The organism is Variovorax sp. GW460-12-1-14-LB1 (assembly GCF_059423605.1).
In genome coordinates this window covers 51,098-66,687 of sequence record NZ_JBWKYF010000029.1, presented here as the reverse complement: position 1 = coordinate 66,687, position 15,590 = coordinate 51,098, and the positions used below count along the sequence as shown (strand labels likewise).

At 68.7% G+C, this 15,590-nt stretch carries 17 protein-coding genes; 7 read left to right on the top strand and 10 right to left on the bottom strand.

Annotated elements, in window-relative coordinates; translation table 11 throughout:
- Nucleotides 1-83: 83 nt before the first annotated feature.
- Nucleotides 84-1,148 carry a class II fructose-bisphosphate aldolase gene (gene fba, locus AC07Y4_RS16550; protein ID WP_487847604.1) on the bottom strand — a complete coding sequence of 355 codons (1,065 nt, stop codon included), beginning with the start codon at nt 1,146-1,148 and terminating at the stop codon, nt 84-86.
- Between the two features lie 154 nt (nt 1,149-1,302).
- Complete coding sequence (locus tag AC07Y4_RS16545) at nt 1,303-1,788, bottom strand: Lrp/AsnC family transcriptional regulator (RefSeq protein WP_495274829.1); 486 nt, start codon at nt 1,786-1,788, stop codon at nt 1,303-1,305.
- A gap of 142 nt (nt 1,789-1,930) precedes the next feature.
- On the opposite strand from AC07Y4_RS16545, the gene AC07Y4_RS16540 reads away from it, so the two are divergent.
- Nucleotides 1,931-2,947, top strand: coding sequence for a 1-aminocyclopropane-1-carboxylate deaminase (locus AC07Y4_RS16540; RefSeq protein WP_062478293.1), 1,017 nt, complete (start codon nt 1,931-1,933; stop codon nt 2,945-2,947).
- 67 nt (nt 2,948-3,014) lie between these two features.
- On the opposite strand, the gene pyk is transcribed toward AC07Y4_RS16540, so the two are convergent.
- The 3 genes from pyk to AC07Y4_RS16525 all read right to left on the bottom strand — a co-directional run bounded on the left by pyk (nt 3,015) and on the right by AC07Y4_RS16525 (nt 6,763).
- Nucleotides 3,015-4,463: a pyruvate kinase gene (pyk, locus tag AC07Y4_RS16535; protein ID WP_487847605.1), complete on the bottom strand. Its 1,449-nt coding sequence runs from the start codon at nt 4,461-4,463 to the stop codon at nt 3,015-3,017.
- A gap of 105 nt (nt 4,464-4,568) precedes the next feature.
- Nucleotides 4,569-5,762 carry a phosphoglycerate kinase gene (locus AC07Y4_RS16530; RefSeq protein ID WP_487847606.1) on the bottom strand — a complete coding sequence of 398 codons (1,194 nt, stop codon included), beginning with the start codon at nt 5,760-5,762 and terminating at the stop codon, nt 4,569-4,571.
- A gap of 92 nt (nt 5,763-5,854) precedes the next feature.
- Complete coding sequence (locus tag AC07Y4_RS16525; protein WP_487847607.1) at nt 5,855-6,763, bottom strand: LysR family transcriptional regulator; 909 nt, start codon at nt 6,761-6,763, stop codon at nt 5,855-5,857.
- 90 nt (nt 6,764-6,853) lie between these two features.
- Between AC07Y4_RS16525 and AC07Y4_RS16520 the strand changes: the two genes are divergently transcribed.
- The 6 genes from AC07Y4_RS16520 to AC07Y4_RS16495 are packed head-to-tail and all read left to right on the top strand — an operon-like array spanning nt 6,854 to nt 12,380.
- Nucleotides 6,854-7,408, top strand: a complete 555-nt coding sequence (locus AC07Y4_RS16520) for a VOC family protein (RefSeq protein WP_487847608.1) — start codon at nt 6,854-6,856, stop codon at nt 7,406-7,408.
- On the top strand, nt 7,401-8,522 hold the full coding sequence (locus AC07Y4_RS16515) for an alpha/beta hydrolase family protein (protein WP_487847609.1): 1,122 nt from the start codon (nt 7,401-7,403) through the stop codon (nt 8,520-8,522). The genes AC07Y4_RS16520 and AC07Y4_RS16515 overlap by 8 nt, the downstream gene beginning before the upstream one ends.
- Before the next feature lie 7 nt (nt 8,523-8,529).
- Nucleotides 8,530-10,188: an FAD-dependent oxidoreductase gene (locus tag AC07Y4_RS16510; protein WP_487847610.1), complete on the top strand. Its 1,659-nt coding sequence runs from the start codon at nt 8,530-8,532 to the stop codon at nt 10,186-10,188.
- Nucleotides 10,185-10,403, top strand: coding sequence for a DUF2783 domain-containing protein (locus AC07Y4_RS16505; RefSeq protein WP_307582163.1), 219 nt, complete (start codon nt 10,185-10,187; stop codon nt 10,401-10,403). The genes AC07Y4_RS16510 and AC07Y4_RS16505 overlap by 4 nt, the downstream gene beginning before the upstream one ends.
- Nucleotides 10,400-11,365, top strand: a complete 966-nt coding sequence (locus AC07Y4_RS16500; protein ID WP_487847611.1) for an MBL fold metallo-hydrolase — start codon at nt 10,400-10,402, stop codon at nt 11,363-11,365. Before AC07Y4_RS16505 ends, AC07Y4_RS16500 begins: the two co-directional genes overlap by 4 nt.
- Nucleotides 11,366-11,405: 40 nt before the next feature.
- A complete protein-coding gene (locus tag AC07Y4_RS16495; protein ID WP_095950494.1) occupies nt 11,406-12,380 on the top strand; it encodes a Bug family tripartite tricarboxylate transporter substrate binding protein in 975 nt (324 codons plus the stop codon).
- 10 nt (nt 12,381-12,390) lie between these two features.
- Here the strand turns inward: AC07Y4_RS16495 and AC07Y4_RS16490 are convergent, their stop codons facing one another.
- The 5 genes from AC07Y4_RS16490 to def are packed head-to-tail and all read right to left on the bottom strand — an operon-like array spanning nt 12,391 to nt 15,437.
- On the bottom strand, nt 12,391-12,732 hold the full coding sequence (locus tag AC07Y4_RS16490) for an AzlD domain-containing protein (protein ID WP_095747259.1): 342 nt from the start codon (nt 12,730-12,732) through the stop codon (nt 12,391-12,393).
- Nucleotides 12,729-13,469 (bottom strand): AzlC family ABC transporter permease, encoded by a 741-nt coding sequence (locus tag AC07Y4_RS16485; RefSeq protein ID WP_062478259.1) that lies wholly within the window; start codon nt 13,467-13,469, stop codon nt 12,729-12,731. Before AC07Y4_RS16485 ends, AC07Y4_RS16490 begins: the two co-directional genes overlap by 4 nt.
- Nucleotides 13,469-14,425: a methionyl-tRNA formyltransferase gene (fmt, locus tag AC07Y4_RS16480; protein ID WP_487847612.1), complete on the bottom strand. Its 957-nt coding sequence runs from the start codon at nt 14,423-14,425 to the stop codon at nt 13,469-13,471. The genes AC07Y4_RS16485 and fmt overlap by 1 nt, the downstream gene beginning before the upstream one ends.
- Nucleotides 14,422-14,919: a hypothetical protein gene (locus AC07Y4_RS16475; RefSeq protein ID WP_056577158.1), complete on the bottom strand. Its 498-nt coding sequence runs from the start codon at nt 14,917-14,919 to the stop codon at nt 14,422-14,424. The genes fmt and AC07Y4_RS16475 overlap by 4 nt, the downstream gene beginning before the upstream one ends.
- Nucleotides 14,916-15,437, bottom strand: coding sequence for a peptide deformylase (gene def, locus AC07Y4_RS16470; RefSeq protein WP_159279204.1), 522 nt, complete (start codon nt 15,435-15,437; stop codon nt 14,916-14,918). The genes AC07Y4_RS16475 and def overlap by 4 nt, the downstream gene beginning before the upstream one ends.
- Between the last annotated feature and the right edge of the window lie 153 nt (nt 15,438-15,590).

Sequence of the window (15,590 nt, the reverse complement as noted above, 5' to 3'; positions counted from 1 at the left end):
GGAAACGGTGACGGGAAAAGCGGATTGTGCGCGCAGAAAAAAGCCACCGCGAGCGGTGGCCTGCGGCGCGCATTCTGTCTTCGTTAGATGACTTGCTGCGCCAGGTCGCCCTTGGCGTACTTGGCGGCCACGACCTGCAGCGTGTCGCCCTTGATCTTGGCGCCCTGGCCTTCGCAGCCGAACTCGATGTAGCGCTGCTTGCAGATCTGCTTGGCGGCTTCGCGTGCGGGCTTGAGCCATTCGCGGGCGTCGAACTTCTCGGGGTTCTCGGCCAGGAACTTGCGCACCGCGCCGGTCATCGCCAGGCGGATGTCGGTGTCGATGTTGATCTTGCGCACGCCGTACTTGATGGCTTCCTGGATTTCCTCGACGGGCACGCCGTAGGTTTCCTTCATGTTGCCGCCGTATTTGCGGATGATTTCCAGCAGGTCTTGCGGCACCGACGACGAGCCGTGCATCACCAGGTGGGTGTTGGGCAGGCGGGCGTGGATTTCCTTCACGCGCTGGATCGACAGGATGTCGCCCGTGGGCTTGCGCGTGAACTTGTAGGCGCCGTGGCTGGTGCCGATGGCGATGGCCAGCGCGTCCAGTTGCGTGGCCTTCACGAACTGGGCGGCTTCCTCGGGGTCGGTGAGCAGCGCGGAGTGATCAAGCACGCCTTCGGCGCCGATGCCGTCTTCTTCACCGGCCATGCCGGTTTCGAGCGAGCCCAGACAGCCCAGCTCGCCTTCGACCGTGACGCCGACCTTGTGGGCCAGTTCGACCACCTTGCGGGTCACGTCGACGTTGTAGTCGAACGAGGCGGGCGTCTTGCCGTCTTCGTGCAGCGAGCCGTCCATCATCACGGACGAGAAGCCCAGGTCGATCGCGCCCTGGCAGATGGCCGGGCTCTGGCCGTGGTCCTGGTGCATCACCAGCGGGATGTTCGGGTACTGCTCGATGGCGGCCTGGATCAGGTGCTTGATGAAGGCTTCACCCGCGTATTTGCGGGCGCCGGCGCTGGCCTGCAGGATGACGGGCGCGCCGGTTTCCTTGGCGGCCTCCATGACGGCCTGGACCTGTTCGAGGTTGTTGACGTTGAAGGCCGGAATGCCGTAGCCGTTGGCGGCGGCGTGGTCCAGCAGTTCGCGCATCGAGACGAGTGCCATGGGAAATACCTCGTGGGAATAGAAAAAGACGGGAAAAAGAGAAGGCGGAAAGTCGGGAGAAAACTACCCCGATTCTACCGAGCCCCCTTGTGGGACAGGGCCGACGCCACCCCGGGCGCCACGGGTACTGGCGCGCAGCTCTTTTTCAACTTTTTCAGATCGGCAACTGCGTGGTCGACAGCACCTGCTTGAGCACCACGAAGGTCCGGATCTGCCGCACGCCCGGCAGGTACAGCAGCTGCTCGGCATGCAGGCGGTTGAAGCTGTCGTTGTCGCGGGTGCGCACGAGCATGAAGTAGTCGAATTCGCCCGTGACGACGTGGCATTCGAGGCAGCCCGACACCTTCTGCGCCGCTTTCTCGAAATCGGCGAAGGAGTCGGGCGTGGAGCGGTCGAGCACCACGCCGATCATCACGAGCATGCCGACCTCGAGCGCGTCGGGGTCCAGCAGGGCGACCACGCCCTTGATGAAGCCCGCGGCCCGGAGCCGCTCGACCCGCCGCAGGCAGGCCGGCGCGCTGAGGTTCACCTTGGCGGCCAGCGCCACGTTCGACACCGAGGCGTCGCGCTGCAGGGCGCGCAGGATGGCGCGGTCGGTGCGGTCGAGCTCCGTCGGGGCGCGCAACTTTATTGTGCTCATGGCTTCCTTTCCGGATGAAAAGCCTTCTGTATGGCCATCCTGCCTTCTTTTGAGCGACGAAGCCAGCCAACTTCGCAAGCACATTGCAAAGCCTTCTTCCTACGATCGACAGCTTCAACCCCACCGCTTTGGAGCTGCGTCGATGAACCTGAAGAAATTCCCCCGCCACGCCCTGACCTTTGGCCCCACGCCGATCCAGCCGCTGAAGCGCCTGAGCGCCCACCTGGGCGGCAAGGTCGACCTCTACGCCAAGCGCGAGGACTGCAACAGCGGCCTGGCCTTCGGCGGCAACAAGACGCGCAAGCTGGAGTACCTGATCCCCGAGGCGCTCGAAGGCGGCTACGACACGCTGGTGTCGATCGGCGGCATCCAGTCGAACCAGACGCGGCAGGTCGCGGCCGTGGCCGCGCACCTGGGCCTGAAGTGCGTGCTGGTGCAGGAGAACTGGGTCAACTACTCCGACGCGGTGTACGACCGGGTCGGAAACATCGAGATGTCGCGCATCCTCGGCGCCGACGTGCGACTGGACGCGGCGGGCTTCGACATCGGCATCCGCCAGAGCTGGGAACAGGCCATGGCCGACGTGCGCGCGGCCGGCGGCAAGCCCTTCCCGATCCCGGCGGGCTGCTCCGAGCACCCGCGCGGCGGCCTGGGCTTCGTGGGCTTTGCCGAGGAAGTGCGCCAGCAGGAGGCCGAGCTGGGCTTCAAGTTCGACTACATCGTGGTCTGCTCCGTCACGGGCAGCACGCAGGCCGGCATGGTGGTGGGCTTCGCAGCCGACGGCCGCGCCGACCGCGTGATCGGCATCGACGCCTCGGCCAAGCCGCAGCAGACCTACGAGCAGATCCTGCGCATCGCGAAGAACACGGCCGAGCTGGTCGAGTTGGGCCGCGACATCACCGAGAAGGACGTGGTGCTCGACCGCCGCTTCGGCGGGCCCGAGTACGGGCTGCCGAACGAAGGCACGCTGGAGGCGATCCGTTTGAGCGCGCGCTTCGAGGGCATGCTGACCGACCCGGTGTACGAGGGCAAGTCGATGCACGGGATGATCGAGAAGGTGCGGCTGGGCGAATTCCCGGCCGGCTCGAAGGTGCTGTATGCGCACCTGGGCGGCGTGCCGGCGCTCAACGCCTACAGCTTCCTGTTCCGCAACGGCTGAGCGGGCTGACCGCCCAACGAAAAAGGCCGGCATGCGCCGGCCTTTGTCTTGTTGCGAACGAACTGGCTCAGCGCGCTCTGCAGATCTTCAGCATGTTGGTGCCGCCCGGCGCACCCATCGGCTCGCCGCAGGTGATCGCATACACGTCACCGCTTTGCACGATGCCGCGCTTCTTCAGATGGGCTTCCGCCTGTTCGAGTGCGGTGTCGCGGTCGGTCTGCGAGTCCATCAGCAGCGGGCGCACGTTGCGGTACAGCGCCAGCTTGCGCTGCGTGGACAGGCGCGAGGTCAGCGCGTACATGGGAATGTGCGCGCGGTGGCGGCTCATCCACAGGATGGTGGAGCCCGACTCGGTCAGCGCCACGATGGCCTTGGCGCCCAGGTGGTGCGCCGTGAACAGCGCACCCATGGCGATCGACTGGTCGATGCGGCTGTAGGTCTTGCCGCTGAAGTCGGCGTCGAGCGTCTTGTCTTCGGCGGCCTCGGCGGCTTCGCAGATGCGGCTCATCTCCTGGACGGTCTCGAGCGGGTAGCGGCCCGAGGCGGTTTCGGCCGAGAGCATCACGGCGTCGGTGCCGTCGAGCACGGCGTTGGCCACGTCGCTCACCTCGGCGCGGGTGGGCACGGGGTTGGTGATCATCGACTCCATCATCTGGGTCGCGGTGATGACCACCTTGTCCATGTCGCGCGCCATGCGGATCATCTTTTTCTGCAGCGCCGGCACGGCGGCGTTGCCCACTTCCACGGCCAGGTCGCCGCGGGCGACCATGATGCCGTCGCTGGCGCGCAGGATTTCTTCCAGCTTCGGAATGGCCTCGGCGCGCTCGATCTTGGCGATCATGCCGGGCTTGTGGCCGTACTCGGCGGCCGCCACGTTGCACAGCTGGCGCGCCATTTCCATGTCGGTGGCGTTCTTGGGGAAGCTCACGGCCACGTAGTCGGCCTGGAAGCTCATCGCGGTCTTGATGTCTTCCATGTCCTTGGCCGTCAGCGCGGGCGCCGTGAGGCCGCCGCCCTGCTTGTTGATGCCCTTGTTGTTCGACAGCTCGCCGCCCAGCTTGACGGTGGTGTGCACCGCCTCGCCCTTGACGCCGTCGACCGTGAGCACGATCAGGCCGTCGTTCAGCAGCAGCTTGTCGCCGGGCTTCACGTCGCGCGGCAGGTCCTTGTAGTCGAGGCCCACGGCATCGACGTCGCCCAGCTCGGTGCGCGAGGCGTCGAGCACGAACTTGGCGCCCGGCTCCAGCCAGATCTTGCCCTGTGCGAACTTGCCGACGCGGATCTTCGGGCCCTGCAGGTCGGCCATGATGGCCACTTCGCGGCCGGCCTTGCGGGCGGCTTCGCGCACCATGGTGGCGCGGTCGATGTGGTCCTGCGCCGTACCGTGGCTGAAGTTCAGCCGCACCACGCTGACCTTGGCCAGGATCATCTGTTCCAGCAATTCCGGCGTGCTGGAGGCGGGGCCGAGGGTGGCGACGATCTTGGTGGCGTGGCGGGGGATGCGGTCCGAGCTCATGAAGGGGGTCTCCGTTTTGTATTCGCTACTGTATACACTTTGTGTGTCGAACGGAAGTCAGTCGCCACGGGGGATTTCCCTCCCGTGGCCGGACCGCCGCCGGAATCAGCCCGCCGCGCGCTTGGCCAGGATCTCGAAGGCCGGCAGGGTCTTGCCCTCCAGCACCTCGAGGAAGGCACCGCCGCCGGTCGAGATGTAACCGACCTGCTTTTCGATGCCGTACTTGGCGATGGCCGCCAGGGTGTCGCCGCCGCCGGCGATCGAGAAGGCGCTGCTTTCGGCAATGGCTTGCGCGATGGCCTTCGTGCCGCCCGCGAAGGCGTCGAACTCGAACACGCCCACGGGGCCGTTCCAGACGATGGTGCCGGCTTCGCGCAGCTGCGCGGCCAGGATGGCGGCCGTCTTCGGGCCGATGTCCAGGATCAGGTCGTCCTCGGCCACGTCGGTGGCGGCCTTGACGGTGGCGGGCGCGTCGGCCGCGAAGGTCTTGGCCGTGACCACGTCCACCGGGATCGGCACATCGGCGCCGCGCGCGCGCATGGCGTCGATCACAGCCTTGGCCTGGTCGACCAGGTCGGGCTCGGCCAGCGACTTGCCGATCGACAGGCCCGCGGCCAGCATGAAGGTGTTGGCGATGCCACCACCGACGATCAGCTGGTCGACGTTGGCCGACAGGCTCTTGAGGATGGTGAGCTTGGTGCTGACCTTGGAGCCCGCCACGATGGCGACCAGCGGGCGCTTGGGCTGGGCCAGCGCCTTGGTGATGGCGTCGATCTCGGCCGCCAGCAGCGGGCCGGCCGCGGCCACCTTGGCGAACTGGGCGATGCCGTAGGTGGTGGCTTCGGCGCGGTGGGCGGTGCCGAAGGCGTCGTTCACGTAGATGTCGGTGAGCGCGGCCAGCTTGCGGGCCAGTGCTTCGTCGTTCTTCTTCTCGCCCTTGTTGACGCGGCAGTTCTCCAGCAGCACGACCTGGCCGGGCTTGACGTCGACGCCGTCGACCCAGTTGGCCACCAGCGGCACTTCACGGCCGAGCAGCTCGCCCAGGCGCTGGGCGACGGGCGCCAGCGAGTCTTCGGGCTTGAACTCGCCTTCGGTCGGGCGGCCCAGGTGCGAGGTGACCATCACGGCCGCGCCGGCGTCGAGCGCCAGCTGGATGCAGGGCACCGAGGCGCGGATGCGCGTGTCTTCGGTGATGCGGCCGGCATCGTCCTGCGGCACGTTGAGGTCGGCACGGATGAAGACGCGCTGGCCGGCGGCCTTGCCTTGCGCACAGAGGTCGGTGAATCGAATGACGTTCATGGGTCTGAGGATGGTGAAAGACGGGACTGCGCGCATTGTAGTTTTCACCCTCCTGAGCCCCTGCGCGTCTCTTGCGGGGCGCTGATGCTTTTTCAGGCCTTCGCCTGCGCGGTCGCGAACTGCTCGAGGATGCCGACGAAGCTCGCCGCCGCGGGCGACAGCGAACGCCGCGCCGCGCTGTACACGCAGACCTCGCGGTGGAAGTCGGGCGACTCGAGCCGCACCATCTGCAGCCCGTGCGCGCGCACCAGCGACGCCGAGTACGTCGGGCACACGGTCAGCCCCAGGCCCGAGGCCACCATGCCCAGCGCGGTGGTCATGTACGACACCTCCTGCGTGCCCGGCCGCATCAAAAAGGCGCGCTCCTCGGCCCCCAGCTCGGGCAGCACGCGCTGGCGGAAGTCGCGCGTGGGCGCGATGAAGGTGTAGGGCCCCAGTTCGTGCCAGCGCACCTTGCGGCGCTTGGCGAAGGCGTGGCCGGGCGGGCAGATCAGCCAGTGGCGGTCGCGGAACAGCGTGCGGCGCTCGATGGCGGCGGCGTCCACCGCCACGTCCTGGCCCACGGCCAGCTCGACGTCGCCGGCCGCCACGCCCAGCAGCAGGTGCTCGGGCAGCGTGTCGGCCAGGCGCACGTCCACGTCGGGGTACGCCTCGCGGTAGGCGGCGATCACGCGCGGCATCAGCGTGCAGGCCATGAGCTGCGGCGCTGCGAGCCGCAACAGCCCTTTCTTCTTGTCACGCAAATCGGTCACGCCCGCGACCGCGCTCGTGAGGTCGCCGAGCAGCCGGTGCACCGAGGGCAGGAACTCGCGCCCCGCCTCCGACAGCTGCACGCGCCGCGTGTTGCGGTCGAGCAGCTGCACGCCCATCTCGCGCTCGAGCTCGCGCACCAGCACGCTGAGCGCCGACTGCGTGAGGTGCAGCTGCCCGGCGGCGGTGGTGAAGCTGCCGGTTTCGGCCACGGCGGCGAAGGCGCGCAGCTGGCGCAGGGTGAGGTTCATATATATGGTTATTTCATCAATCGATGAATTAATTTCGATTGCATCATAAGACGCGGCATTGCCCAATCGCGGCCTCAACGGAGACACGACATGCCGACGACCGCCACCCCCACGGCGCCCCCACCCATTCGCGGGCTGCACCACTTCGCCTGGCGCTGCCGCGACAGCGAGGAAACCCGCCACTTCTACGAAGACCTGCTGGGCCTGCCGCTGGCCCACGTCATCAAGAACGACCACGTGCCGAGCACGGGCGAGTACTGCCCCTACGTGCACATCTTTTTCCAGATGCGCGACGGCGCGTACATCGCCTTCTTCGACCTGGGCGACGACACCGCCGCGCTGCCCTCGCCCAACACGCCTTCGTGGGTGAACCACATCGCGCTGCGCGTCGACTCGGGGGACGACCTGCTGGCCGCCAAGGCGCGGCTCGAAGGCGCGGGCATCGAGGTGCTGGGCGTGACCGACCACCACATCATCGAGTCGATCTACTTCTTCGACCCGAACGGCATCCGCGTGGAACTGACCACGCCGACCGTGCCGCAAACCGAGATGGACGCGCACGCGCGCCATGCCCACGCCGACCTCGACGCGTGGACCGCGCGCAAGGCGGCGCTTCGCGCAGCGAAAGGCACCTCGCATGTCTGAGCTGCAACTCGCCGTCATCGACGTGAAGCCCGGCGCGGCCATGGACAGCCAGTCGGGCCTGCAGCTGCTGCGCCCGCGCATCTACGGCGCCTTCCGCGCGCCGCCGGGGCCGAAAAAGGTCGCGGCCATCGTGATGCACCCGACCAGCAACTTCATGGGCCACTACCTCATCGGCCCGCTGGCCGAGCGCGGCATCTGCTGCATGGGCCTGAACTCGCGCTTCGTCGGCAACGACACGGTGCTGCTGATGGAACGTGCGATTCAAGACCTGGGCGCCGGCGTGCAGTACCTGCGCGCGGCCGGCTACGAGAAGGTGTTCCTGGTCGGCAACTCGGGCGGCGCGGCGCTCTCGGCCTTCTACCAGGCGCAGGCCGAGCAGCTCACGGCCACGCACCTGCCCGACGGCGACCCGACGCACCTGCACGCCAGCGACCTGCCCCCAGTGGACGGCCTCGCGCTGTGCGCCGCGCACCTGGGCCGCACGCGGCTCATGCGCGACTGGATCGACCCCTCGGTCACCGACGAGCACGACCCGCTGTCGGTCGACCCCGCGCTCGACATGTACGACCCGCGCCACCGCGTGCCCTACGAGGCCGAGTTTCTCGCGCGCTTCAGCGCGGCGCAGAAGGAGCGGATGGGCCGCATCGAGCAGTGGTGCCTCGAGCGCCTCGCGCTGCTGCGCAGCACACCCGGCGCGCCGCGCGACCAGACCTTCGTCGTCTACCGCACGCACGCCGATCCGCGCTGCGTCGACCTGTCGCTCGATGCCAATGCCCGCCTGCCCGGCAGCGTCTGGGGCGACGCGCGGCAGGTGAACTATTCGGCCAACGCGATGGGCCGCACCACCTCGCTCACCGCGTTCCTCTCGCAGTGGTCGTCGCGCTCGCAGGCCGACGGGCCCACCAACCTCGCGCGCACCACGGTGCCCCAACTGCTGCTGACCTACACCGGCGACCAGTCGACCTTCCCCAGCACGCGCGATACATGGATGGCCGCGGGCGGCGCGCGCATCCGCAACGTCGACATCGTCGGCGGCAACCACTACCTGGCGGGCCAGCCCGAGCTGATCCCGCAAGCGGCCGATGCCATCGCCGAGTTCGCGCACGCGCTGTAGAAGAGCCATGGAAAACTTTGCATTCGCACCGGCCTACGAACTGCCGGTCTGGCCCTTCACGCCACCGCCCGAGCTGAACGGCACGACCGTCGCGCGCCATCCGATTGTGATCGTCGGCGCCGGCCCCTCGGGCCTCACGCTGGCCTGCGACCTCGCGCAACGCGGCGTGCGCGCTGTGCTGCTCGACGAGGACGACACCGTGGGCGTGCGCGGCGCCTCGTCGCGCGGCATCTGCTATGCGCAAAAGAGCCTGGAGATCTTCGCGCGCCTGGGCATCTACGAACGCATCGCGGCCAAGGGCGTCACCTGGTCGTTCGGGCGCACCTTCTCGGGCGACGAAGAGGTCTACAACTTCAACCTGCAGGCCACCAGCGTCTCGACGCAGCCGCCCTTCATCAACCTGCAGCAGTTCTACATCGAGTGGTTCCTGGTCGATCGCATTCTCGAACTCGGCGTGACCGACCTGCGCTGGAAGAGCCGCGTGACGCGCGTCGAGCCGCTGGCCGATGGCGTGCGCATCGACATCGAGACACCCGCCGGCAGCTACACGATCGAGGCCGACCACCTGATCGACGCCACGGGCGCGAACAGCCCGATCCGCACGCAGCTCGGCGTGGCATCGCACGCCTCGCGCAGCACCGACCGCTGGTGCATCAGCGACGTGCGCTTCGAGAAGCCGCTGCCCACCGAACGCTGGACCTGGGTCGACGCGTCCTTCAACGAAGGCCGCGGCGTGTGGCAGCACCTGATGGCCGACGGCGTGTGGCGCATCGACTACCAGATGCCAGAGGACTGCGACCCGGCCGAGATCAGCCGCCCCGAGGTGGCCGGTGCGCGGCTGCGCGAACAGCTCGGGCCCGACGTGGCGTTCGAATTCGTGTGGATCGGCCCGTACGGCTACCGCGACCACCTGCTGGAGCGCTTCCGCCACGGCCGCGTGTGCTTCATCGGCGATGCCGCGCACGTGGTGAGCCCCTTCGGCGCGCGCGGCGGCAACACCGGCATCCAGGACGCGGCCAACCTCGGCTGGAAGCTCGCGCTGGTCGCGCAGGGACAGGCCGGCGAGGCGCTGCTCGACAGCTACGACGCCGAGCGCCGCCCGGCCGCGCAGGAGAACCTGACGGTCACGAGCCGTTCCGCGCGCTTCCTCGCGCCGCGCTCGCCGGCCGAGCACACGCTGCGTCGCGCCGTGGTGGCACTTGCCAAGCGCCACACCTTCGCGCGCGCGCTGGTCAACACGGGCCGCATGTCGGTCGCCAACGACTACCCCGCCGCGCCGCTGCTGCCCGAGGGCGGGCGCACGGTGCAGAACCTGCCGCTGCGCTGGGCCGAAGGGCGCGAGACCACGCTGATGCAGCTGCTGGCCGAGGGCACGCAGTGCCTGGGCCTGTGGTTCGCGCCGACGCGCGCACAGGCGCAGGCCGCGAGCGATGCCACGGCCGGATTGCCGCTGCGCCTGCTGGCCGTGGGTGGCGACAGCGGCCTGCCGACCTTGCAGGCTGACGAAACGCTGGCGCGCCACCTCGGCATCGACCCCAGTGCAGCGGGCGGCTTCGTGCTCGTGCGCCCCGATGCCTACCGCGCTGCGCTCCTTGTGCAACCCACCCCCGACACGATCGCCGCCGCCGTCCGCACGGCGCTCGCACTCCCCGCTTCGTCCTCATGATCACCGAGCCCCGCATCCCCGACCCCGACGGTTTCTACGCCGCGCTGCTGGCTGCGCACGAAGGCCGCACCGAGGCGCAGAGCGCCGACCTCAACGCCCGCCTCGTGCTGCTGCTGGCCAACCAGTGCGCCGACCAGGCCGTGCTGCTCGCGTGCATCGACGCGGCAGCCGAGGCCGAAGAAGACATCCCCACGACCACGACAACACCTCCATGACCGCCACCGCCTCTTTCGCTTCCGCCTCCGACACCCGCGAGCAGAAGCCCCGTCTGCAGGAACTCGCACCGGGCGCCTACGGCTACATCAGCGACTTCGATCCCAACTGCGGCTTCGTCGTCGGCGAAGACCAGGTGGTGCTGATCGACACCCGCCCCACGCCGCGCATGGCGCGCGACTTTCTCGCGGCGATCCGCAGCGTGACCGACAAGCCGATCCGCACCATCGTGCTCACGCACTACCACGCGGTGCGCGTGATGGGCGCGAGCGCCTTCGACGAGGTGCAGGAGATCGTCGCCAGCAACGGCACGCTCGACTGGATCCGCACGCGCGGCCAGGCCGACTTCGAATCGGAAGTCGGCCGCTTTCCACGCCTGTTCGCGGGCGTGGAAGAGATCCCGGGCCTGACCTTCCCGACCACGGTCTTCGAACGCGAGATGACGCTGCCGCTGGGCGGCGGCCGTGAACTGCGGCTCATGGCGCTGGGCCGCGGCCATTCGAGCGGCGACACCGTGGCCTGGCTGCCCGACAGCGGCGTGCTGTTTGCGGGCGACGTGGTCGAGAACCACTGCGGCGTCTACGCGGGCGACGCCTACATCGGCGACTGGGCCGGCACGCTCGACGCGGTGCGCGCGCTCAAGCCGCGCGTGCTGGTGCCCGGGCGCGGCGCAGTGCTGCAGGGCGAAGCCGCCTGCGCCGAGGCGATCGGGCTCACGAAGGACTTTCTCTCGACGCTGCTCGACAGCGTGCGCGCGGGCATCACCGCGGGCGAGACGCTCAAGGGCTGCTTCGCGCGCGCCGAGGCGGCCATGACGCCGCGCTTCGGCGGCTGGCCGGTGTTCCAGCACGTGCTGCCGTTCGACGTCTCGCGCGCGTACGACGAGCTGCGCGGCATCGAGCACCCGGTCGTCTGGACCGCCGAGCGCGACCGCGAGCTCTGGCAGGTCCTGCGCGGCACCTGAGCCGCCCCCTTTTTCAACAAAGCAACGGAGACAACAAACGATGAAGCGCTTCCTTCCCCTGCTGGCCGCGACCCTCGCGCTCGCCGCCGCATCCTTCGCATCGGCGCAGCCTGCGGCCTACCCCAGCCAGCCCGTGAAATGGATCGTGCCCTACGTGGCCGGCGGCGGCACCGACAACCTCGCGCGCTCGCTGGCCGAGGCCATGCAGCCGTCGCTCGGCCAGCCGTTGATCATCGACAACCGCCCCGGCGCGTCGACCAACATCGGCGTGTCGGTGATGATGCAGGCCAAGCCCGACGGCTACACGATCATGCAGGCCGAGAACGCGGCGCTGCTGTTCAACGAGCACATGTTCGCCAAGCTGCCCTACAAGCCGGCGACCGACTTCACCTACATCGGCACCATCGGGCGCTTCCCGGTGGCGCTGGTCGTGCACCCCGACTTTCCCGCGAAGAACGTGGCCGAGTTCGTGCGCTACGTGAAGGCCAACCCCGACAAGGTGAGCTACGCCTCGCCCGGCAACGGCTCGCCGCACCACATGGCGATGGAGCTGTTCAAGCAGAAGGCGGGCCTCACGATCACCCACGTGCCGTACAAGGGCGCCGCGCCCGCCATGACCGACGTGATGGGCGGCCAGGTGCCGACGATGATGCTCGACCTGGCCTCGGGCCTGCCGATCATCAAGTCGGGCAAGGTGCGCGTGCTGGCCATCGCGCTGCCGCAGCGCGCCAGTGCATTGCCCGAGGTGCCGACCTTCGTCGAGGCCGGCTTCAGCGACGTCAACGCCTACGCCTTCCACGGCCTGATCGGCCCGGCCGGCATGCCGCCCGAGGCCGTGGCGCGCATCAACACCGAGCTGCACAAGGCGATGAAGGCACCGAAGGTGGTGAAGCTGTTTGCGGAGTTCGGTTTCGAGGCGCTGCCCGGCACGCCGCAGGACTTCTACAAGCTCTCGCGCGCAGAAAGCGAGCGCTGGGGCAACATCATCAAGACCGCCGGCGTGAAGCTCGACTAGTCTGAGCCGATCACCAGCCCAGGCCGAGGTGCAGGGGCAGGTAGACGGCCATGCCGGCCAGCATCGTGCCGAGCACGCCGCGCCGCCAGAAGTAGTAGGCACCGCCGACGACCGCTGCGTAGAGGCGGGCGTCGTGCAAGGTGGTGATCAGGTGGCCCTGCGTCATCACGATCTCGGGCGCGATCACGCCGGCCAGCGCGGCGGCCGGCGCGTAGTGCAGCGCGCGGTGCGCCCACTCGGGCAGGCCCCAGGGCCGGTCGAGGATGAAGAAGAAGCAGCGCGTGAGCACGGTGACGCCGGCGAGGCCGGCGATCACGGCCAGGGACCACCAGTCGGTGCCGCCGCCGCTCACTTGTCGTCCTCCGCGTCGGGGTCGAGCCCGAACTGCTTTTCGAGCCAGAAGCACAGCAGCACGGCCACGCCGATCGCGACCACGATGTTGAGCTTGAGCGGCAGCGCATAGGCCGCGACCGCCGTGGCGCCCGCGATGAGCGCGGCCAGCACGCGCAGCCGCGTCGTCGCCATCGAGCAGACGATGGCCACCAGGCTCAGCACGCCGGCAAAGCCCAGGCCCCAGGTTTGCGGAATGAGGTTGGCCAGCGCGATCCCCAGCAGGCTCATGCCCATCCACGCGCACCAGGTCACGAAGTAGTTGCCGGTGAGGTAGGCCTCTTGCGCCAGCCGCTCGGCGGGCGTGGTCGGCGGGGCCGTGTACTGCTTCGTGAAGAGCGCGTAGCTCAGGTCGGCCGTCAGGTAGCCGTGCAGCAGGCGACGCCAGCGCGGCATGTGCATGAGGTAGGGCCGCAGGTGCAGGCTGAACACCACGAAGCGCAGGTTGACGCAGAAGCCGGTCGCCAAAATCACCCAGGCCGGCGCGCCCGCGGCCAGCAGCGGGATGGCGGCCAGCTGCGAGCTGCCGGCGTAGACGAACAGGGTCATCGCCACGGCCTCGAGCACGCTCATGTCCGACTTGACCATGGCCACGCCGGTCATCAGGCCCCAGGCGCCGATGCCGAGCGCGGCCGAGGCCATGTCGCGCATGCCGGCGCGGAACTCGGGCTGGCGGCGCAGCGTGGGCGAGAGGAACATCAGCCGAAGACTTGGCCGGCCTTCAGGTCGAAGCCGCGCAGGAAATCGGCCGCGGGCAGGCGCTTGCCGCCCGGGCGTTGCAGTTCGGTGAGCACCACGGTTTCATCGGCGGCCGCCACGGCGACGCCGGTGGCGTCGGCCGAGACGATGGTGCCGGGCGCGGCGCCTGCGGGGCCGGGCGCCACGTGCGCGGCCCAGAGCTTGACGGTCTCGCCGCCGAGCGGGCTGTTGGCGCCGGGGAACGGATCGAAGGCCAGCACGCGGCGCACGATGGCCGCGGCCGGCTGCGTCCAGTCGATCAGCGCTTCGTGCTTCTCGACCTTGTGGGCGTAGGTGATGCCTTCGGTGGGCTGCGGCGTGCGGGTGAGTTGCCCGATCTGCGCCAGCGCCTCGACCACCATGCGGCCGCCGAGCGCGGCCAGCCGGTCGTGCAGGCGGGCGGTGTTCTCGTCGGGGGCGATGTCGAGCGCCTCGCGCAGCAGCATGTCGCCGGTGTCCAGGCCGGCGTCCATCTGCATGATCGTGATGCCGGTCTGTGCGTCGCCGGCCTCGATGGCGCGGTGGATCGGCGCGGCGCCGCGCCAGCGCGGCAGCAGGCTGGCGTGGATGTTGAGGCAGCCGTGCGCCGGCAGGTCGAGCACCCACTGCGGCAGGATCAGCCCGTAGGCTGCGACCACCATCACGTCGGGCTGCCACGCCAGCAGTGTGTCGCGCGCGGCCGTGGCCTCGTCGGGGTACTTGCCGTCCAGCCGCAGGCTGCGCGGCTGGGCGACGGGCCAGTTGTGGGCCACGGCGCACTGCTTGACGGGCGACGCCTGCAGCTTCATGCCACGGCCGGCGGGCCGGTCGGGCTGGCTCATCACGCCGACGATGTCATGGCCGGCGGCGGCGATGGCCTCCAGGGCGACGCGCGCGAACTCGGGCGTGCCCGCAAAAACGACTTTCAACGCGCTCAATCCCGGATCCGTTCGAATTCGAGGTCATCCCCCGTGTGGTACCGGCGCACCACGCCGGTGGGGTCGATGTAGATATAGAGCATGCGACGCTCGTTGATGGCCTTGTAGCGCCAGGTCCAGACGGTGCCGTCGAAGGAGCTGACGCGGCTGATTTCGTAGGGCTTGCCGTAGAAGGCCAGCACCTCGTTCTGGCGCCAGCGGTCGACCTGGATGTCGTGGCCGAAGCGCGCCTCGGTGAGCACCTGGGTCACCGAGACGACCTTGCCGGACGCGTCGAGGTCGATGTCGACCACCTCGAAGCCGGCCGGCATGCGCGAATACTGCAGGCGCTCGCCGCCGCCGTTGAGCGGGTAGCGGCCGGTGGGCGCGCCCAGGCGCTGCAGGGTTTCGGCGGCGGAGGTGCCGGGCTGGATGCGCGTGGGTTCGCTGACGCAACCCGCCAGGAACAACAGTCCGGCGGCGGCCAGCGAGGACCACGCAGCCCGGTGGCTCATGCCCTTGCTTCTTTCATGTCCTCGCGCTGCTGCTTGAGGAGCTTGCTCTTGATGCGGTTGCGCTTGAGCGGCGACAGGTATTCGACGAACACCTTGCCCATGAGATGGTCGAGCTCGTGCTGGATGCACACGGCCAGCAGGCCCTCGGCCTCGATGGTGTGGGTGTTGCCGTCGGCGTCGAGCGCCTGGACCTTGACCGAGGTGGAGCGCATCACGCCGTCGTAGATGCCGGGCACCGAGAGGCAGCCCTCTTCATTCAGCACCTTTTCGTCGCTGGCCCAGGTGATTTCCGGGTTGATGAGCACGATCGGCTCGTTGCGCTCTTCGGAGACGTCGATCACGACCACGCGCTCGTGCACGTCGATCTGGGTCGCGGCCAGGCCGATGCCGCTCGCGTCGTACATGGTTTCCAGCATGTCGGCGACCAGCGTCTTGATGCGCGCGTCCACGCCCTGCACCGGCTTGGCCACCGTGTGCAGGCGCTTGTCGGGGTAACTCAGAATGATTCGTTTGGCCATGAAATCGGGGGGAAGTTGTGGCTATTTTCGCCAATTCCGCGACGCGTCGCGGCGCATTGGCGCGAAAACGTTGCCCTTGCAAGGGCTTCGGGCGCAGAATTCGTAGCAAATTGTGAGATTCGTATGCGCCACGATACTTCGTGCGCTCACCCA